We start from the raw sequence: 17,054 nt of genomic DNA on the forward strand, positions 1-17,054 counted from the left end.
TATGTACGGAGTTCGCGGCGCTTTTCTGGATTTTGTTGATGAGGCGTTTGTGGTGTCTCCCACGGATAGCTATCGCTATATTCAGGATGGTTTATTAATTGTTGATGATGGCAAAATTCAGGCTTTCGGTTCCTATGACAATATCCGAACCGATTATCCAGAAGTGGAGATTATCCACTATAGCCAGAGATTGATTATACCTGGATTTGTTGATACTCATGTTCACTATCCACAAACGGAGATTATTGCTTCCTATGGGGAACAGCTTTTGCAGTGGTTAGAAAAATATGCTTTCCCGGGTGAACAAAGGTTTAAAGACCCATTACACGCCCGCGAGGTGGCTGGGTTCTTTTTTGATGAATTGGCGCGGAATGGCACGACTACAGCGGTGGTAATGACAACGGTTTTCCCAGAGTCAACTCGGGTATTTTTTGAGGAGGCACAAAGTCGTAATATTCGGGCGATCGCTGGTCAGGTGATGATGGATAGGAATGCGCCTAACTCCCTGCTGGATAACCCGGAAACTGCCTATGACAATAATAAAGATTTGATTAAAGAATGGCATAATCGCGGTCGGTTGTGCTATACAATTACTCCAAGGTTTGCGATAACTTCGACCCCAGAACAGTTGGAAGTAGCCGGACAACTAAAACGAGAATTTCCTGATGTGTATGTTCATACTCATTTATCAGAAAATCCAGAAGAATTAGTGACGGTTTCCCAATTGTTTCCTAATTGTCAAGATTATTTGGAGGTATACGAAAAGGCGGGTTTAGTAGGCGATCGCTCAATTTTTGCCCATGGCATTTATCTAAGCAATTCCGAGTTTAAACGTCTGTCCGAAGCTGGTTCAGCCATAGCCTTCTGTCCAACTTCCAATATGTTCATTGGTAGTGGATTATTTAATCTGAAAGAGGCGAAATCACCGGCGCACCCAATAGCGGTAGGTTTAGGGAGTGATGTGGGTGCGGGAACCAGTTTTTCCATGCTAAAAACGATGTCAGCCGCCTATAAAGTCACCCAACTACAAAAGCAAACTCTGTCGCCATTGCAAGCCTTTTATTTAGCCACGCTAGGTGGTGCGAAAGCCATTCATTTAGACTCATATATCGGCAACTTTAAGGTAGGTAAAGAATCCGATTTTATTGTATTAAATTGGCAAGCCACACCATTAATGGCATTCCGCCACCCTCAGCATAGCATAGAATCAGTGGAAAAACTCAACGAAATCCTATTTTCTCTGATGATTTTAGGGGACGATCGCAGCATTGATGCTACCTATATTGGGGGAAACCTAGCCTATTGTAACCGTGATTATATGACCTGGTAGAATTGTCAAATTATGGAACATTTAATTGTTTTCACCCGTTACCCAGAACCCGCTCAAACCAAAACGCGACTAATTCCGGCGCTGGGTATTGAAGGCGCTGCGAAACTACATCGCCAAATGACCGAAAAGGCGATCGCCACAGTGGAAAAACTCCAGGAATTGCGTCCAATTTCCACAGAAATTAAATTCACAGGAACTACCCTAGTTAAAATGCAAGATTGGCTAGGGCATGATCTGTGTTATAATCCTCAAGTAGGAGGAGATTTAGGCGAGAGAATGTCGGAAGCATTCCAGTCAGCATTTAACCGTAAATATACCCCGGTAGTGATGATCGGAACCGACTGTCCAGCCATAACTTCCCATATACTTAGTCAAGCCTTCCAGCTACTCCAGCAGTTTGATATAGTCCTAGGACCCGCGACGGACGGCGGATATTATTTAATCGGACTATCAAGGTTTATCCCCGAAATATTTGAGGGAGTGAATTGGGGAACCGAATTAGTCTGGAAACAAACTATTTCTATCTGTCATCATCTTAACATAGCGGTTGCTAATTTAACGGTTTTGACTGATATTGACAGACCGGAAGACTTAGAAAAACTCAGCAACTGTTAATCCGGTTATAGGGGTTGTAGCCTAGGCTAATATAGTTGAGATTAACCTAAGCTAGGAAATAGGCGAAATTTGCTAGGATTGAATATAGCCGGTATCTTGCAAAAACTGTGTTAAATCTGCTAACAAATCGGATATATTTCTGTCCTCAAAAAGCGATCGCACTTTCCGCCATCCCAACTCTCCCTGACCGAGGGAATATTGATTAGCCATATAAGCCGCCAGAAGCCCGCGAATCTCCTGATTTTGGCGGTATCGCTGTTCAATATCTCGCCAAACGCGAGCGAGGCGACGGGTGACAAATTCCGGATAATTAGCAGTAACATTGTGCAATTGTCCGCCGCGATATTCCCAAACTTGTATCGGAACCTGTGATTGAGATTGTAGATTAAATTCCCGCGCAAATCGGTAATCATACCCCACAAATCTTGGTAAGCCATCATCAGTTATTTCGGTTAAATCATAGCGCCAAATACCCCAACTTTTAGGAATAATACCATATTGCCTTGCTAAGGGTCTATAATGATAAATAAGGGAGTAATAACCGCGACTTTGGAGGTCTACAATTAACTCAGGTTCCCGATCTCCATCTAAATCGATGGTGCGGATATCTAAAACTCTAATTGTATCCAAGTTACTAGATGTTAAATTTTTGAGGATATCTTCTGGGATTTTATCATCTAAAACAACCTCTCCGCGCCGGGTCATTTTCAAGCTAAATTTAGGAGTAGGACGAGGGTTAAAAGCAAATTCTGCCAGTAAATTATCAAATTCAATGTTTTTTTCAATAGGTTCTTGTGGGGGTAAGGCTTCAGCCTGTGGTTGAAATAATTGGTTTTCAGGAGGTGGAGAATCGGGTATTTGTTGAGGTTCTGGTGATGAGGTTTCGGGGGGTTTATTTAGGGTAATATCAGGGGTAATTGATGGGGTTTCGGGGGGGTCGGACTCGGTAACTGCTTCGGTTTCTGGGGTGGTCAGTGGCATTTGTGCCAAGGGTTGATCATCTACGGAAATGCGGGCAATATACTGAGAGGGGACTAAGGCATTTTCACCAAAGTTAGTGATAGTTTGACAGATGAATGTAGCGACATCAGCCCTAGTCGCCGGACGGTTAGGCTGCAATTGTCTAACATTAGGATAGTTAACGACTAACCAATTTTCGGTGGCGGCGGCGATCGCCTCTTTAGCATAATCAGGAATGGTGGCGCTATCGAGAAAAACATCTCCCAATTGTTCAGGAGATAACTGCTGGGGCTTAAATCCTAAACCATTACTAATGGCTACTAAGGCTTGCACCCTAGGAATATTAACCAGAGGATTAAAAACGCTGCCGATATATCCTGATAAAAACCCTTTTTGACTCGCCCTATTAATGGCATCATAAGCCCAAAAATCTGTGGGTATATCGACAAAATTCTGGCGGCGGCGGGTGGGTTGTACTGCCGGAAATGCTTGATTAACCAGGGCGGCGAATTCAGCGCGGGTAATGGGGTTATTAGGGCGGAAGGTATTGTCACTGTAGCCGGTGATAATTTGGCGATCGGCTAATTCCTTAATACAAGGCTGCGCCCAATGGTTTTGGACATCTGTAAAACCAGCCTCCCCGACAGGGAAAGCTGGGCTAGTTTGGGATGGGTGGGTTATCAAAACTGCGATCGCTGCGACTAAGGTAAGTATGATATGCCATCGATTGGTTTTCATAATTCGTTATTTGTTGCGTCTCTCACACCATTTACTTACCCTATTTTGTCTAACAATTGGCTGTTTGTGTGAAAAATTTTAACTTTCCGTGTTTTCGGGTATCCAACCTAGCAGTAAGTAGATGCAGCCTAAATAAAACACCGCTGGGATTAACATTCTCAGCCAGTCGAGATCAGCCATGATGATATTTCTCCTTATTGACCCTAAGTTACGTTGTTGGTACTACGGTTGAAGAATCCCCCTTTCAGTGTGGTTAAGATATTATTTATCCTGGGTCTGCTGACCCTAACCCTATATATTGACGGGCAATTCCACCTACTTCTATTATGGCTTAGTTTCAGGAATTTAGCAAAAAATTAGGGTGAAGTATGAATTATGGCGGGGGGTCGGTCCCTACTGCTGGGGGATGATTTCACCAAGTGGCCTGGTTTTTACCACCTGTTAAACGGTCAATAATTAACCGTAGTAAGGATAAACTAAAAACTATCCCAAATAGCACTAATCCAATGGTGCAGGCATAACCAATATCTAAGTTTTGAAAGGCTCTTTCATAGAGATAATAAACAATGGTTTTAGAGCTGTTTAAAGGGCCGCCCTGAGTCATGATATAAACTTCTTCAAAGACTTTGGTAGCAGAAATGGCAGAAATTATCGAGACTAAAACTATATAGGGTGTCATTAAAGGTAAGGTTATATCCCAATGACTTTGCCACCCGTCGGAACCGTCTAAACTCGCGGCTTCGTAAAGTTCGGCGGGGATAGATTGTAAGCCAGCGAGATAAATTACCATATAATAACCTAACCCTTTCCAAATGGTAACTGCCATAACTGAAAATAAGGCTAAATTAGGATCGGTTAGCCAGGGAATACGGAATTGAGTAGATGAGGGGAGCAAAAATGAGGTAAAATATTGGAGAAGTTGATTAAGTAATCCATTTTCTGCATATAACCATTTCCAAGCTAGTCCGGCTACGACCATGGAAATGATAACTGGCACATAATAGGCAGTTCTAAACCAGTGAATACCACGGAGTTTTTGATTGACTAAAATGGCTAACCCCAAGGGTGCGATCGCTAAAATAGGAACGACTACGATTATATAAAGTCCGGTGTTTTTTAGGGTTTGCCAAAATACTTGATCTTGCCAAAGTCTGTGAAAATTACCCCAGCCTACCCACCGAGGTTCTCGAATTAAGTCATAATCAAAAAAGCTGAGATAAAAGGCCTGTAAGGACGGCCAAAATACGGTAAGGCTTAAAATTAGTAATGCGGGTAATAAAAATAAATAGGGTGTGATATTAAGTCGCGATCGCATGATAATAGGTAATAGGTAAAACCGAGTTCCTGGAGAGAAACCCGGTTTGGGGGTAGGGTTCAATTATTGATGGTCAAATCATCGGGAATAATGGAAGAACCATGAGGATAATTAACTTCGGCAACCTCTGGAATATTACCAGTAGAGGAACGAACCATAGCCACTGCAGTCTGTAGAGCTTGCATTCTATCCATGACCAAATGATCGGGAGTGATAATTTCAAAAACTCCCAACTTCTGTAAGCGCTGTTTACACTGTCCAGAAGCGCCGACAATGAAAACATGACGACCGAGATCAATAGCTTCTTTAATAGCATTTTCCAAGGCGAGAGAAGAAGTTACGCCCAACAGAGGCACATCACTCAAATCTAAAATGAGAACATCATAAGCACCAATAACGGCGTGTTCACGGGCGATCGCTTTGGATACACCAAAAATCATCGGACCGCTAAGGTGGAAAAGTAGAATGCGACCATTAGCCTGCTTGAGCAATGCTTTTTCATCAGCACTCAGAACAATGTTATCATCAGCATCAGTAATAGCTTTAACATCCTTAGAACGTAAATCTGTGAGGCGCTGAATAGTGAGGATATTAGCCACAAACAGCCCCAAACCAACAGCCATAATCAAGTCAACAAAAACAGTTAAACCAATCACCCCATACATAATCAAGGCAGCTTTCACAGATACCTTGTGGGCACGTTTCAAGAAGCCCCAATCGATGATATCAACACCAACTTTTAAGGCAATACCAGCCAAAACCGCCATAGGGATACTTTGAGTTAAAGGAGCCGCCCACAGCACCACAACTAACAGAATAATTGAACGGGTGAGACCGGATAAAGCCGTGCGACCGCCAGCTTGAATATTAACGACTGTTCCCATAGTAGCTCCCGCCCCAGGAATACCGCCAAACAAGCCAGAAGCGAGGTTTCCTAATCCTTGACCAATCAATTCTTTATCAGAGTCGTGTTGATAGCGGGTGAGACTGTCAGAAATCACAGAGGTGAGGAGAGCATCAATACAGCCCAACATCCCCAATACCAAGGAATCAATGAACATGGTCTGAATTTGCCCTGCACTAAATGTAGGAACTTGCAGAGAGGGAAGACCGGTAGGAATTTCACCAATTCGACGAATATCAATATCAGGAAAAGCAATTAAGGAAAATATTGTAACCGCAACCAAGGCTAATAACTGAGGAGGAACTAAGCGTTTTAGCTTACTGGGCATAAACACCAGAATGGCTATGGTGATGAAACCCAAGATAGTTTCAGAGGGGCTAATATTAGTCAGCAGTGATGGGATATTTTGAATAGTACCAATGACACCGCCTCTGGGGGGAGCCTGCCCCAAAAAAGGCCCAATTTGCAGAACTACGAGAATTATACCAATCCCGGACATAAAGCCAGAGATAACTGTATAGGGCATGAGGGTGACATATTTACCCAGACGCAGAAAACCAAATACAATTTGGACAATTCCTGCCATCATCACCACGGTAAAAGCCATGGCCATGCCGTTGTCAGGATTAGCAGCGGTGAGGCTAGCAATAACAGCAGTCATAACCACGGTCATGGGACCGGTAGGCTCAGAAATGAGGGTTGGGGTTCCCCCAAACAGAGCGGCAAAAAAACCAACTAGGACGGCTCCATATAAGCCAGCAGCAGGACCAGCACCGGAAGCCACACCAAAGGCTAGGGCCATCGGCAGGGCGATGATGGCGGCAGTCATGCCACCAAATATATCGCCCCGAACGTTTCTAAAGTGAATATGATTCAGGAGTTGCATAATCAGGGAAAACAGTTAACAACCAGGTATTTATCGCTATTCATCTATAAACAGGCTATTATTCATAGATTGTGATGAATCATATAGCTAAAATAAATATTTGTCTACATATTTTCTTAATTTTTTCTGATACAGCTACCCCTGACTAGCTTATAGGGTGTTTCAGTGCTTTAGGCTCGGTACGGGGGGCCGGGTGTGTTGGCTTGTAGGGTGCGTCAGATACAGAAAATTGGAATTAATACCCAATAATTGATTACTGACGCACCAGAAAATTGGGTCTGACTGGCACTACAGCACCCTAGGAGTGATCGGGTTATGTGATGCTGGGCTGTTTTTGCTTAACGATCGCTAAACCTTCTTTAAGTGCTGTTAGGCGATCGCCCATCCAATAATTACCAGGAATTAACCCAGCAATTCCCAATTTTTCTAACCTGGATTTCACCTTACCAGTCGCACCAACTACAATCACATCACGACCGGCATCAATTGCCTCTTTAATGGAACTTTCAATAGCCAAAGAAGAAGTCACCCCCAAAATTGGCACTTCACTTAAATCAACAATCAACACATCATAATTATTAATAGCCTGATGTTCTCGGGAAATAGCTTTCGCCACCCCAAAAATCATCGGCCCACTCAAATGGAACAGCAAAACCCGGCCATTGGCAAAGTCTAAAATTTCCTTTTCTTGAGGAGTTAAAACAATTTGGTCATCGGCATCAGTAATGGCTTTAACAGACTGAGACTGAAACTCATTCAGGCGTTCAATAGTCAAGATATTGGCAATAAAGACACCGACAGCGACAGCTACCATTAAATCAACAAATACGGTGAGGAGAACTACACCATAAACAATGCCGGCTGCTTTCCAAGAAATTTGGTGAACCCGTTTTAAAAATCCCCAATCAATGATATTAATACCGACTTTGAGGACAATGGCTGCCAAAACTGATAAAGGAATACCAGAGGTTAAAGGTGCTGCCCATAAGACGACAATTAACAATACCACAGCGCGAGTAATGCCAGCTAAGGCGGTGCGTCCTCCGGCGTAAATACTGACGACTGTGGCTGTGGTGGCTCCTGAACCAGGAATACCACCGCACAAACCAGTAATTAAATTGGCTGTACCCTGACCGATTAATTCTTTATTGGAGTTATGTTCGGTGCGGGTGAGACTATCTGATACTAAACAAGTTAACAGACAATCAATAGAACCGACCATTCCTAAGATCATACCATTGACAAACATTAACCGCAAATCTTGTTGGGTAAATGTGGGCATTTGCGGTTGAGGGAAACCGGGGGTAATTTCACCAATGGTGGAAATTGTCCGAATTTCTACGCCACTAAATACGACCAAGGAAATGATTGTGCCAATGACTAAAGCGACGAGTTGAGGAGGTACAACTTTTTTGAGATTGGCTGGGTAAAACAACAGAATAGCTAAAGTAATTAACCCTAAAAAAGTTTCCCAAGGATTAATATTAGAAATAATCTCAGGAAAATTTCTGATGACACCAATTACGCCACCAGAAGGGGTGGCTTGACCCAGGAAGGGGGCTATTTGTAGAAAAATCAGAATCACGCCAATTCCGGTCATAAACCCGGAAATCACGTTATAGGGCAGCATGGTAATATACTTACCTAATTTTAAGACCCCAAAGATAATTTGAAAGATACCCGCGAGCATCACGACGGTAAAAGCCATAGCTAAACCGTTTTCGGGGTTCTTAGCCATTAATTCGGCTATTACTGCTGTGATAATAACGGTCATGGGGCCTGTGGGTTCAGAAATTAGGCTAGGAGTTCCGCCAAATAAGGAAGCAAAAAATCCGATTAATATTGCGCCCCATAAACCAGCGGAAGCCCCGGCACCAGAGGCGATTCCGAAGGCTAGGGCCATAGGCAAGGCGACGACGGCGGCGGTTAAACCACCAAAAAGGTCGCCTTTGAGATTACGAAAATGTATGGTATTAATAATCTGCATAAACCAAATATCCTTGTTTTTATGATGATGCTAAACCGTGAAAATTCAGCTAAATCTAAGTTAATTTAACTGAGGCAATCGTGCAATTAAAGGAACCATAAAACTGGGGTCTTGCTGCTTATCAAGATTTGGGCGCTGGTGCTACCGATGACTCCATGCTGAATGTGAGGTCAATTTTCCCCCAGATGGACCTCAGCAAAACGAGTCCCTAACCCTGGTTTACTCTGTATAATTAAATCATAATTTTCCGCACATTACTCTAAACAATCTACCCCCAATCCAGTTTTGTGAATCAAGTTAATTGGCTCTACAAGCAGCAGCTTTGCGACTTAGGTATTGAGTCCCCTTTGATAACTATTCCTGTTTGAGTTTCCTCTCACAGTCACCGGGGGATTATACCGGAGGGGGGTCAATCTTGAAAGAAGACTTAATTAATCTCAACATAAATGTTAATAAACCTATAGCCAAATCTAAAGAAAAGGCAAAAAAATATCCGACAATTTTATCATGTATAATAATCAATAAATATATCAAACATATAATCTAACTGGTAAAAAATCATGAATAACCACACCAGCAACTATATGGAAAACTCTGGAGTCACAGACCGCGAAGGGTCTGACCCGACTGTGGCAGGGGTTCCCTTTGATTTCGCTTGGGCAAACAGTATAGGGGGAAGTGGTTGGGATGGTGGTGCAGATATTGCGGTTGATCATGATGGTAATGTTTATGTTACTGGTTGGTTTCAAGGTAGCATAGACATCAATGATGACGGCAATTTTGATCTAATTTCTGAGGACGGAATTAGTGGGTTTATTGTGAAATTTAATCAGGCTGGCAGTCTAGTTTGGACGGAAACTATTGGGGGAAGTAATAGTGACTCTGCTAATGGCTATGCTATTACTGTTGATCCCAATGGCAATATCTATGCTACCGGAAGTTTTGGAGGTAGCATAGACATCAATGGTGACGGCAATTTTGACCTAGTTTCTGAGGAGGGAATCAGTAGTTTTATCATTAAATTTAATCAGGACGGGAGTTTAGTTTGGGCAGAAACTATTGGTGGGGATTATTCTCATACCTATGCGATCGCTGTTGATGTTGATGAAAATGTCCATGTTAGTGGTGTATTTAACGGTAGTGCAGACATCAATGGCGACGGTAATTTTGACCTAGTTTCGGCGGGAACTTTTGGAAATGTTGATAGCTATATAGCTAAATTCAACAGTGATGGGGGTTTAGTTTGGGCGCAAAGTATTGGCGGATCTAATTCGGATTATAACTATGGTATCGCTGTAGATAGTGATGGCAATATCTATAGTCTTGGGGATTTTCAAGGTAGCATAGACATCAACGGTGATGGTAATTTTGACCTAGTTTCTCAACCGGGTTTAGGAGGTGCTTATATTGTCAAATTTGATGGTGATGGTGGTTTAGTTTGGGCGGAAAGTCTGCCAGTAGATCAGATATTTGAATTTGGCTATGGGATGACTATAGATAGTGATAGCAATGTTTATGTTGCTGGTCACTTTTTTATCCCACTTCCCGGTTTAGATTATGGTGCTTATCTTGTTAAATTTAATAGTGATGGCGGTTTAGTTTGGGCGGAGTCTCTGGGTGGTAATTTTGGCTATGGTCTGGCTGTAGATCCCGATGATTCTGTGTATGTAGCGGGGACTTTTGTAGAAGGTTTAGACATTAATAATAATGGTATTATTGACCTAGTTTCCGAGGGTGAATTGGATGCTTATATTGCCCAATTTAATGGTGATGGGGGTTTAGTTTGGGCTACCAATATTGGCGGCATTGATAACGACTATGGAAATGGTATTGCTATTGATAATGCTGGCAATATTTATGTGATTGGTGAATTTAAGGGCGGTATTGATGTCAATGGTAATGGTAATTTTGACCTAATTTCTGGAGAAAATCATGATGTTTATGTGATCAAATTTGAGACTAATAACCCCATAGAATCTGACCCGGAACCGATTAACCCTGATGATTTGAACCCAATCACGGAACCTTTACCAGGATTCCCTAATCAGTTTTTTGGTACTGACAATGCTGATTTCATTGCCGGTAGTATGTCGGATGAAATATTGCTAGGTTTTAAAGGTGATGATTTTTTATGGGGAGAACATGGCAATAATTTCCTGTTTGGAGGTCAGGGTAATGATACCTTGGTGGCTGGTAATGGTAATAATGAGTTGTGGGGTGATAAAGGTAATGATATTCTCTATGCTGGAACACAGGGGATAGATACTCTGCGAGGGGGAGAAGGTAATGATATCTTCATGTTATTTCCAGGGGATGGCTATAGTGTGGTGGCTGACTTCCAAATTAATCAAGATTTAATTATTTTACCGGGAAATGCGAGTAATTATTATCTGGGTAATTTCCCACAGGGATTAACTAATGCTACAGCTATTTATGAAAGGGGAACTGACCAAATGGTGAGTATTTTAGAGGGGGTAACAAATGTTAATTTAGAAGATAGTAATATCTTCCGGTTTGCTTGAATGAAAAATAAAAGGCGGGTTATATGGTGTCAAATAACGACAATATACCCGCCTGCATATTTGGAGAGGTTTTGGGTTCAAAATCTCTCGCCGACAACGATACTGCGGACTTCTCCATTGCGACGAATGACGGCTTCCTGGTTAGCAACTGATGATAAACTCCAGCCGCTGGCTGCAATACTTTCACCGACATAAATACGGCGCGCTACTCCATTTACTTCAAATAAGGCGGCGGAACGATCGCCTAATTCCAAAATCCCGACTAAGGTATGAATAGCAGCAGCGGGGGAAGTAGTAGTATCTGGTGACACGGCGGCCGTTTCTTCAGGAGGCGCAGTGGGGGGGGTAGGAATTGCTGGAGGGTCAGGAATGCTGACGGGAGTAGAGGCGGTGGTTTCCTCGGTGGTGGTGGGAGCCGGAGAACTAGAGGCGGTGGTTTCAGGAACTACCCCCGATGCTTGACCCCCTGGGGTAGTAGCCTGTGGCTGTGGTGCTGGTTGTTGATTTTGCTGATTTTGGGCTTGCAGACTAGCCATGACTTGATTAGATAAGGCTGCGGTCTGATTAGAGGCTTCTTGAACTGCCTCAGCGACTCGGTTAATGGCAGCAATTAAATTATTGGTATTAGCGAGGGCGGCGGTATCAGGGGCTGGGGCTGGGGCTGGAGTGTCAGGAATTGCTAGGGTAGGGAGTTCCATCATTGGGGGAGCGCCGGGGATGCCTTGAGCCATACCTGGTTGAGTAGCGCCAGCTTTGTTGCGGCTAATGGCTTCAAGCGATCGCTGTAAATAATTGACAAATTTAGCATCTGCCTGGCTTTGTTGGCTCAATTGAGGATCTACGGCTACGGGTGCGGGGGCAAACAGTCGCCCTAGACCGCCTCTAGTTGCCATCCACAGGGACAAAGTAACAACCAGGGAAGCACAGGCGGCGGCTAATAGAATTCTATCAAAGGAATGAGAGCGATCGGCGTTGGCATCGCGCAGTTGAGTTTCTGCGGAAATAGCCACCTCACTATCAGCCTCAGTTTCCACCGAAGGCAGAATAATCTGAGGAACCTTAATAGATTGTAGAGAGACAAACTCCGGCTGTACAGGGTCTTTAGGCAGCTTAGTTATACCACTGAGACTGCGATCGATATCCTGAAAGATGTCATCAATGAACTGATCGGCATGAACATCGATCGCCAATGGTTCCATTGGTACTTGTTCTGCTAAATTGACATCAGAGTTTTGACGTTGGATTTCCTGAACCATCCCTTTATATCCTCCCGACCCATTGGATCAACCTATATCGATTAATATTATGCGATTGTTTGAACCGATCGCCGTTTCTATGATTAACAAATTTTATCTAAAATTGGGTTTTAACTGTCCTAGGGACAATTATATATCTGTCCCCTTGGGTATCTTTAGTGATTACATAAGGATACCATAATCGAAATATATGCTGCTAAGGACGATAAAGATAGCGATCGCCCAATAACATAACTACAGACCCAATTAACTTATGATGGATAACTCTAACCTAACCGCCCAGTATCAATCTGTTCAATCCTTGCCCGAAATTTGGCCAATTCTCGCCCAACAGATCCCGCAACAAGTCGCCCTATTTAACCCCCACAGTCAGCCAGAAGTGCAAATCACCTATAGCGACCTGTGGACTCAGATCCAACAATTTGCCGCCGGACTGCAACAATTAGGAGTTGAACCCGCCGAGGACTTACCTAGTCGGGTCGCCTTATTTGCTGATGATAGTCCCCGGTGGATGATTGCTGATCAAGGTATTCTCACCGCCGGGGCTGCTAATGTGGTGAGAGGTGCGACCGCCGACCCCCAAGAACTCGCCTATATTCTCCAAAATAGTGGGAGTACCGGGTTAGTGGTAGATAACCTAGCCCTACTCCACAAGTTAGAAAAGGCGATCCAAGATTTGCCGATTCGGTTTGTGGTGTTGCTGTCTGATGAAGACATAACTGCAGAGGATAGCCTCAGTATACCGATTGTCAATTTTAGTCAACTGATGACTAAGGGTGAGGATATGACTTTGTTAAATCCCCCCACTACGAAACTGGAAGATTTAGCGACTCTGCTTTATACCTCTGGGACGACGGGGAAACCCAAGGGGGTGATGTTAACTCACCGGAATTTTTTGCACCAACTGATTACTATTGCTGATGTGATTGCGCCACAACCGGGGGAAATTGTCCTGAGTATTCTGCCGACTTGGCATAGTTTGGGGCGGAGTGGACAATATTATTTTCTGTCCCGGGGAACGATGGTGATTTACACTAATATCCGCTATTTTAAGCAGGATTTGCAGGAGTTTAAGCCTCAGTACATGGTTAGTGTTCCTCGCATTTGGGAATCGATTTATGAGGCGGCGCAGAAGCAGTTTCGTGATGGACCCGCCACCCGGCAAAAGTTGGTTAATTTCTTCTTTGGAATGAGCAACCGCTATATTGAAGCCCGCCGCATTGTACAAAAATTGACAATTCCCGGACAAGAGAGTAACAATAACTCATCGACAGCTTTGGCTAAATTGCAAACTATCGTGTTAACTCCTGTTCACGCTTTGGGGGATAAATTGATTTATCAGAAGGTGCGCCAGGCTGTGGGGGGAAAACTCAAGTTTGCTATTAGTGGTGGTGGGTCCCTAGCCATGCACTTGGAAAATTTCTATGAAATTGTGGGAATTGACCTGTTAGTGGGTTATGGGTTGACGGAAACTGCTCCGGTTTTGACGGCGCGACGACCTGGCCATAATTTACGGGGTTCTGCGGGGCGACCTATCCCTGAAACGGAAATTAGGATTATTGACCCGGAGACTCGCCAAACCTATGAACCGGGACATAAGGGGTTGGTTTTGGCGCGGGGTCCCCAGGTGATGAGGGGCTATTTTCAAAATCCTGAAGCCACTGATAAGGCTATTGACCCGGAGGGGTGGTTTGATACGGGAGACCTCGGTTGGCTGACTCCTCAGAAGGATTTGGTGTTGACGGGACGGGCTAAAGATACGATTGTGTTAACTAATGGGGAGAATATCGAACCTCAACCGATTGAGGATGCTTGTGTTCGTAGTCCGTATATTGACCAAATTGTTTTGGTTGGTCAAGACCAGAAGTCCCTGGGAGCGCTAATTGTGCCTAATTTGGATGCGCTGAAACAGTGGGCTAGTGGGCAGGGTTTGGGTCTGCAAGTACCTGGGGAAGAACAACAGGGGGAGGCTGAAAATGCGATCGCTATCGATAGTCAACCTATACAAAGTCTGTTTCGTCAGGAGTTGACCCTACAGGTGAAAAACCGCCCTAGTTTCCGACCTGATGATCGCATTGGTCCGTTTAGGTTGATTTTGGAACCCTTTACTATTGATAATGGCCTACTGACTCAGACTTTGAAAATCAAGCGCCCGGTTGTAATGGAACGTTACCGCGATATGATTGACGAGATGTATTAAACGGGGTCAGCAGTTAAATATTGCCTCAACCATGGCCGGCTTGATGGCCTTTAGGCAACTAAGATAACTTCTGCTGGGTTGCGATCGCCTAACTCTTGTCAACTTCTGAACATAAGTTATTGGCGATCGTTATGATTATTTCGTGGTTTAGACTGTCTAAAACACCCCCTGACTCTCGATTACTGAATTGGTGAAAACTACAGGACACTATACATGGAGATTTCTAAAAATCAACTGCTTCTCAAACGTCCTATCAACGTGAAAGCAGTGGTTACCCCTCGCTGGAAAGAAGAAGCACAACAACAGCTACAAGCTCAAATTAATCAGCTTGATAGTCAGCTTCAACAACTGGAAATGCAAGGACAACACATGATTGGGGAACTCAAAAAACAAAGCCTACAACCTCCTGGTCCAGAGGCTTTGACTCAAATTGAGAATATCCAAAATCAGGTGAATGAACAAAAAAGTAAACTTCTTGATCAGAAAAATCAGATCCTCCAACAACTTCAGCAATTGCAAACTTTGGAACTAGAACAGGAAGTCAGCCAAGGTCAAATTGAAAGTGTATTTACTGTGGAAAAGGGCGATAACTTAATCAGTAAAATGCAGGTAGAAATTCTCCTGCGAGATGGTGTGGTTGAGGAAATACGCGGTGATATTTAATTAACTGAACGGCGGCAGGCCCTCTGCAGGCTCTAGCCCATCAATCATTAATGATTGCCTATTTTATCCCATCCTATTTTAAAATGGGGAAACATGGATATAAATAGGTTGACTAGCCGCTAAAATTGATGGCTGGCTTTTCCTCCCCGGTATTTTTATGCCGGGTTTTCCAAGCTAATAGGAGGCTATTATGATTCACGAAGTGTTTATGCCCGCCCTCAGTTCGACTATGACAGAGGGTAAAATTGTATCGTGGCAAAAATCCCCAGGCGATCGCGTCGGGAAAGGGGAAACCGTCCTGATTGTAGAATCCGATAAGGCTGATATGGACGTAGAAGCCTTTTATGAAGGCTTTTTAGCTACGATTATTGTTCCTGAAGGGGGAACCGCTGGGGTCGGTCAAACGATCGCCCTCATTGCCGAAACAGAAGCGGAAATTGAGGAGGCGAAAAAACAAGCCACCGCCACCGCTACCACCAGCACCACTACCCCACCACCAAAAGCTACCCCTACCCCCTCTGTAGCGACCCCAGAACCGGTGGCGGCGACGGTTGCGATAGATAGTACGCCTAGCCGTCGTAATGGTCGCATTGTGGCTTCTCCTCGCGCTCGCAAATTGGCGAAACAACTTAATGTAGACTTAAATAATCTCCAGGGTACTGGCCCCCACGGTCGCATTGTGGCGGAGGATGTGGAAGCGGCTACGGGAAGGGCTCAGACTCCTACGGTTGCACCTCAACCTACTGTTTCCCCTGTTGCGACTCCATCACCTATTTCTACCATTCCTACCCCCGCACCAGCCCCGGTTCCCTTGGGAGAGGTTGTGGCGATGAATACTCTACAAAATGCGGTAGTCCGCAATATGTTGGTGAGTTTGCAGGTTCCTACTTTCCATGTGGGCTACACTATCACTACCGACAACTTGGATAAACTCTATAAGCAGGTTAAGTCCAAGGGTGTGACAATGACGGCTTTGCTGGCTAAGGCTGTGGCGATCGCTATACAGAAATATCCTATTGTCAATGCCAGTTATGTGGACTCTGGTATTCAGTACAATAAAGGCATTAATATTGCTGTAGCAGTAGCGATGCCGGACGGGGGGTTAATTACTCCCGTACTCTCCAATGCTGATCAGATTGATATTTATTCCCTCTCTCGCACTTGGAAAGATTTAGTCGCCCGCGCCCGCAGTAAACAATTACAACCCCAAGAATACAGCAGCGGAACTTTTACTCTCTCTAACTTGGGGATGTTTGGGGTCGATCGCTTTGATGCTATTTTGCCTCCCGGTCAGGGCTCAATTTTGGCGATCGGTGCCTCTCGTCCCACCGTGGTCGCCACCGATGATGGCATGATGGGAATTAAACGGCAAATGCAGGTTAACATTACTTGCGATCACCGTATCATCTACGGCGCAGATGCCGCAGCTTTCCTGCAATATCTCGCCCAACTGATTGAAACTAACCCTCAATCATTAACCCTGTAGAAACCCATCTGATGTTGGGTGTGTCACACTGAATCATTACCTGGTCAAACCACCAATGTGATGACGTGACGCACCAGCCAAAAAAGTAGGGTGCGTCACACCGGATCATTACCTGGTCAAACCACCAATGTGATGATGTGACGCACCAGCCAAAAAAGTAGGGTGCGTCACACTGAATCATTACCTGGTCAA

Annotated in this window: 11 protein-coding genes; 6 read left to right on the plus strand and 5 right to left on the minus strand. The window is 44.2% G+C overall.

The features are described from left to right. Position 1 precedes the first annotated feature (1 nt). Both guaD and P5674_RS02670 read left to right on the plus strand, forming a co-directional pair. Positions 2 to 1,330 carry a guanine deaminase gene (gene guaD, locus P5674_RS02665; RefSeq protein WP_014274497.1) on the plus strand — a complete coding sequence of 443 codons (1,329 nt, stop codon included), beginning with the start codon at positions 2 to 4 and terminating at the stop codon, positions 1,328 to 1,330. 12 nt (positions 1,331 to 1,342) lie between these two features. Then, a complete protein-coding gene (locus P5674_RS02670) occupies positions 1,343 to 1,945 on the plus strand; it encodes a TIGR04282 family arsenosugar biosynthesis glycosyltransferase (RefSeq protein WP_014274496.1) in 603 nt (200 codons plus the stop codon). A gap of 72 nt (positions 1,946 to 2,017) precedes the next feature. Here P5674_RS02670 and P5674_RS02675 read toward each other — a convergent pair whose 3' ends face one another. From P5674_RS02675 to bicA (P5674_RS02690), 4 genes are all read right to left on the minus strand, one after another. After that, on the minus strand, positions 2,018 to 3,643 hold the full coding sequence (locus P5674_RS02675; protein WP_014274495.1) for an S-layer homology domain-containing protein: 1,626 nt from the start codon (positions 3,641 to 3,643) through the stop codon (positions 2,018 to 2,020). A 412-nt stretch (positions 3,644 to 4,055) separates the two neighbouring features. Continuing rightward, the gene (locus P5674_RS02680) at positions 4,056 to 4,958 is read right to left on the minus strand and encodes a carbohydrate ABC transporter permease (RefSeq protein WP_006617347.1); all 903 of its coding nucleotides are present in this window, start codon (positions 4,956 to 4,958) and stop codon (positions 4,056 to 4,058) included. A gap of 59 nt (positions 4,959 to 5,017) precedes the next feature. Continuing rightward, positions 5,018 to 6,748: a bicarbonate transporter BicA gene (gene bicA, locus P5674_RS02685; RefSeq protein WP_014274493.1), complete on the minus strand. Its 1,731-nt coding sequence runs from the start codon at positions 6,746 to 6,748 to the stop codon at positions 5,018 to 5,020. A gap of 313 nt (positions 6,749 to 7,061) precedes the next feature. Continuing rightward, positions 7,062 to 8,735, minus strand: a complete 1,674-nt coding sequence (gene bicA, locus P5674_RS02690) for a bicarbonate transporter BicA (protein WP_014274492.1) — start codon at positions 8,733 to 8,735, stop codon at positions 7,062 to 7,064. Positions 8,736 to 9,295: 560 nt separating this feature from the next. On the opposite strand from bicA (P5674_RS02690), the gene P5674_RS02695 reads away from it, so the two are divergent. Then, on the plus strand, positions 9,296 to 11,257 hold the full coding sequence (locus P5674_RS02695) for an SBBP repeat-containing protein (protein WP_152088594.1): 1,962 nt from the start codon (positions 9,296 to 9,298) through the stop codon (positions 11,255 to 11,257). A 77-nt stretch (positions 11,258 to 11,334) separates the two neighbouring features. Here the strand turns inward: P5674_RS02695 and P5674_RS02700 are convergent, their stop codons facing one another. After that, positions 11,335 to 12,513 carry a hypothetical protein gene (locus tag P5674_RS02700; RefSeq protein WP_152088593.1) on the minus strand — a complete coding sequence of 393 codons (1,179 nt, stop codon included), beginning with the start codon at positions 12,511 to 12,513 and terminating at the stop codon, positions 11,335 to 11,337. A 256-nt stretch (positions 12,514 to 12,769) separates the two neighbouring features. Between P5674_RS02700 and P5674_RS02705 the strand changes: the two genes are divergently transcribed. The 3 genes from P5674_RS02705 (at position 12,770) to P5674_RS02715 (ending at position 16,862) form a co-directional block, all read left to right on the plus strand. Further along, positions 12,770 to 14,713, plus strand: a complete 1,944-nt coding sequence (locus P5674_RS02705) for an AMP-dependent synthetase/ligase (RefSeq protein WP_006616497.1) — start codon at positions 12,770 to 12,772, stop codon at positions 14,711 to 14,713. Between the two features lie 213 nt (positions 14,714 to 14,926). Then, a complete protein-coding gene (locus P5674_RS02710; protein ID WP_006616496.1) occupies positions 14,927 to 15,376 on the plus strand; it encodes a YlqD family protein in 450 nt (149 codons plus the stop codon). A gap of 190 nt (positions 15,377 to 15,566) precedes the next feature. Then, entirely contained in the window at positions 15,567 to 16,862 is a 1,296-nt protein-coding gene (locus P5674_RS02715; protein ID WP_152088592.1) for a dihydrolipoamide acetyltransferase family protein, read from the plus strand. The last annotated feature ends 192 nt before the right edge of the window (positions 16,863 to 17,054 follow it).

The organism is Limnospira sp. PMC 289.06 (genome assembly GCF_032350395.1).
GTDB classification, from domain to species: Bacteria; Cyanobacteriota; Cyanobacteriia; order Cyanobacteriales; family Microcoleaceae; genus Limnospira; species Limnospira platensis.

Excerpts from the sequence above, each read along its gene's own strand:
- bicA (WP_014274493.1), bottom strand. The coding sequence starts at position 6,748 with ATGCAACTCCTGAATCATATTCACTTTAGAAACGTTCGGGGCGATATA.
- P5674_RS02710 (WP_006616496.1), top strand. The coding sequence starts at position 14,927 with ATGGAGATTTCTAAAAATCAACTGCTTCTCAAACGTCCTATCAACGTG.
- P5674_RS02705 (WP_006616497.1), top strand. The coding sequence starts at position 12,770 with ATGGATAACTCTAACCTAACCGCCCAGTATCAATCTGTTCAATCCTTG.
- P5674_RS02715 (WP_152088592.1), top strand. The coding sequence starts at position 15,567 with ATGATTCACGAAGTGTTTATGCCCGCCCTCAGTTCGACTATGACAGAG.
- P5674_RS02670 (WP_014274496.1), top strand. The coding sequence starts at position 1,343 with ATGGAACATTTAATTGTTTTCACCCGTTACCCAGAACCCGCTCAAACC.
- P5674_RS02680 (WP_006617347.1), bottom strand. The coding sequence starts at position 4,958 with ATGCGATCGCGACTTAATATCACACCCTATTTATTTTTATTACCCGCA.
- P5674_RS02695 (WP_152088594.1), top strand. The coding sequence starts at position 9,296 with ATGAATAACCACACCAGCAACTATATGGAAAACTCTGGAGTCACAGAC.
- P5674_RS02700 (WP_152088593.1), bottom strand. The coding sequence starts at position 12,513 with ATGGTTCAGGAAATCCAACGTCAAAACTCTGATGTCAATTTAGCAGAA.
- guaD (WP_014274497.1), top strand. The coding sequence starts at position 2 with ATGTACGGAGTTCGCGGCGCTTTTCTGGATTTTGTTGATGAGGCGTTT.
- P5674_RS02675 (WP_014274495.1), bottom strand. The coding sequence starts at position 3,643 with ATGAAAACCAATCGATGGCATATCATACTTACCTTAGTCGCAGCGATC.
- bicA (WP_014274492.1), bottom strand. The coding sequence starts at position 8,735 with ATGCAGATTATTAATACCATACATTTTCGTAATCTCAAAGGCGACCTT.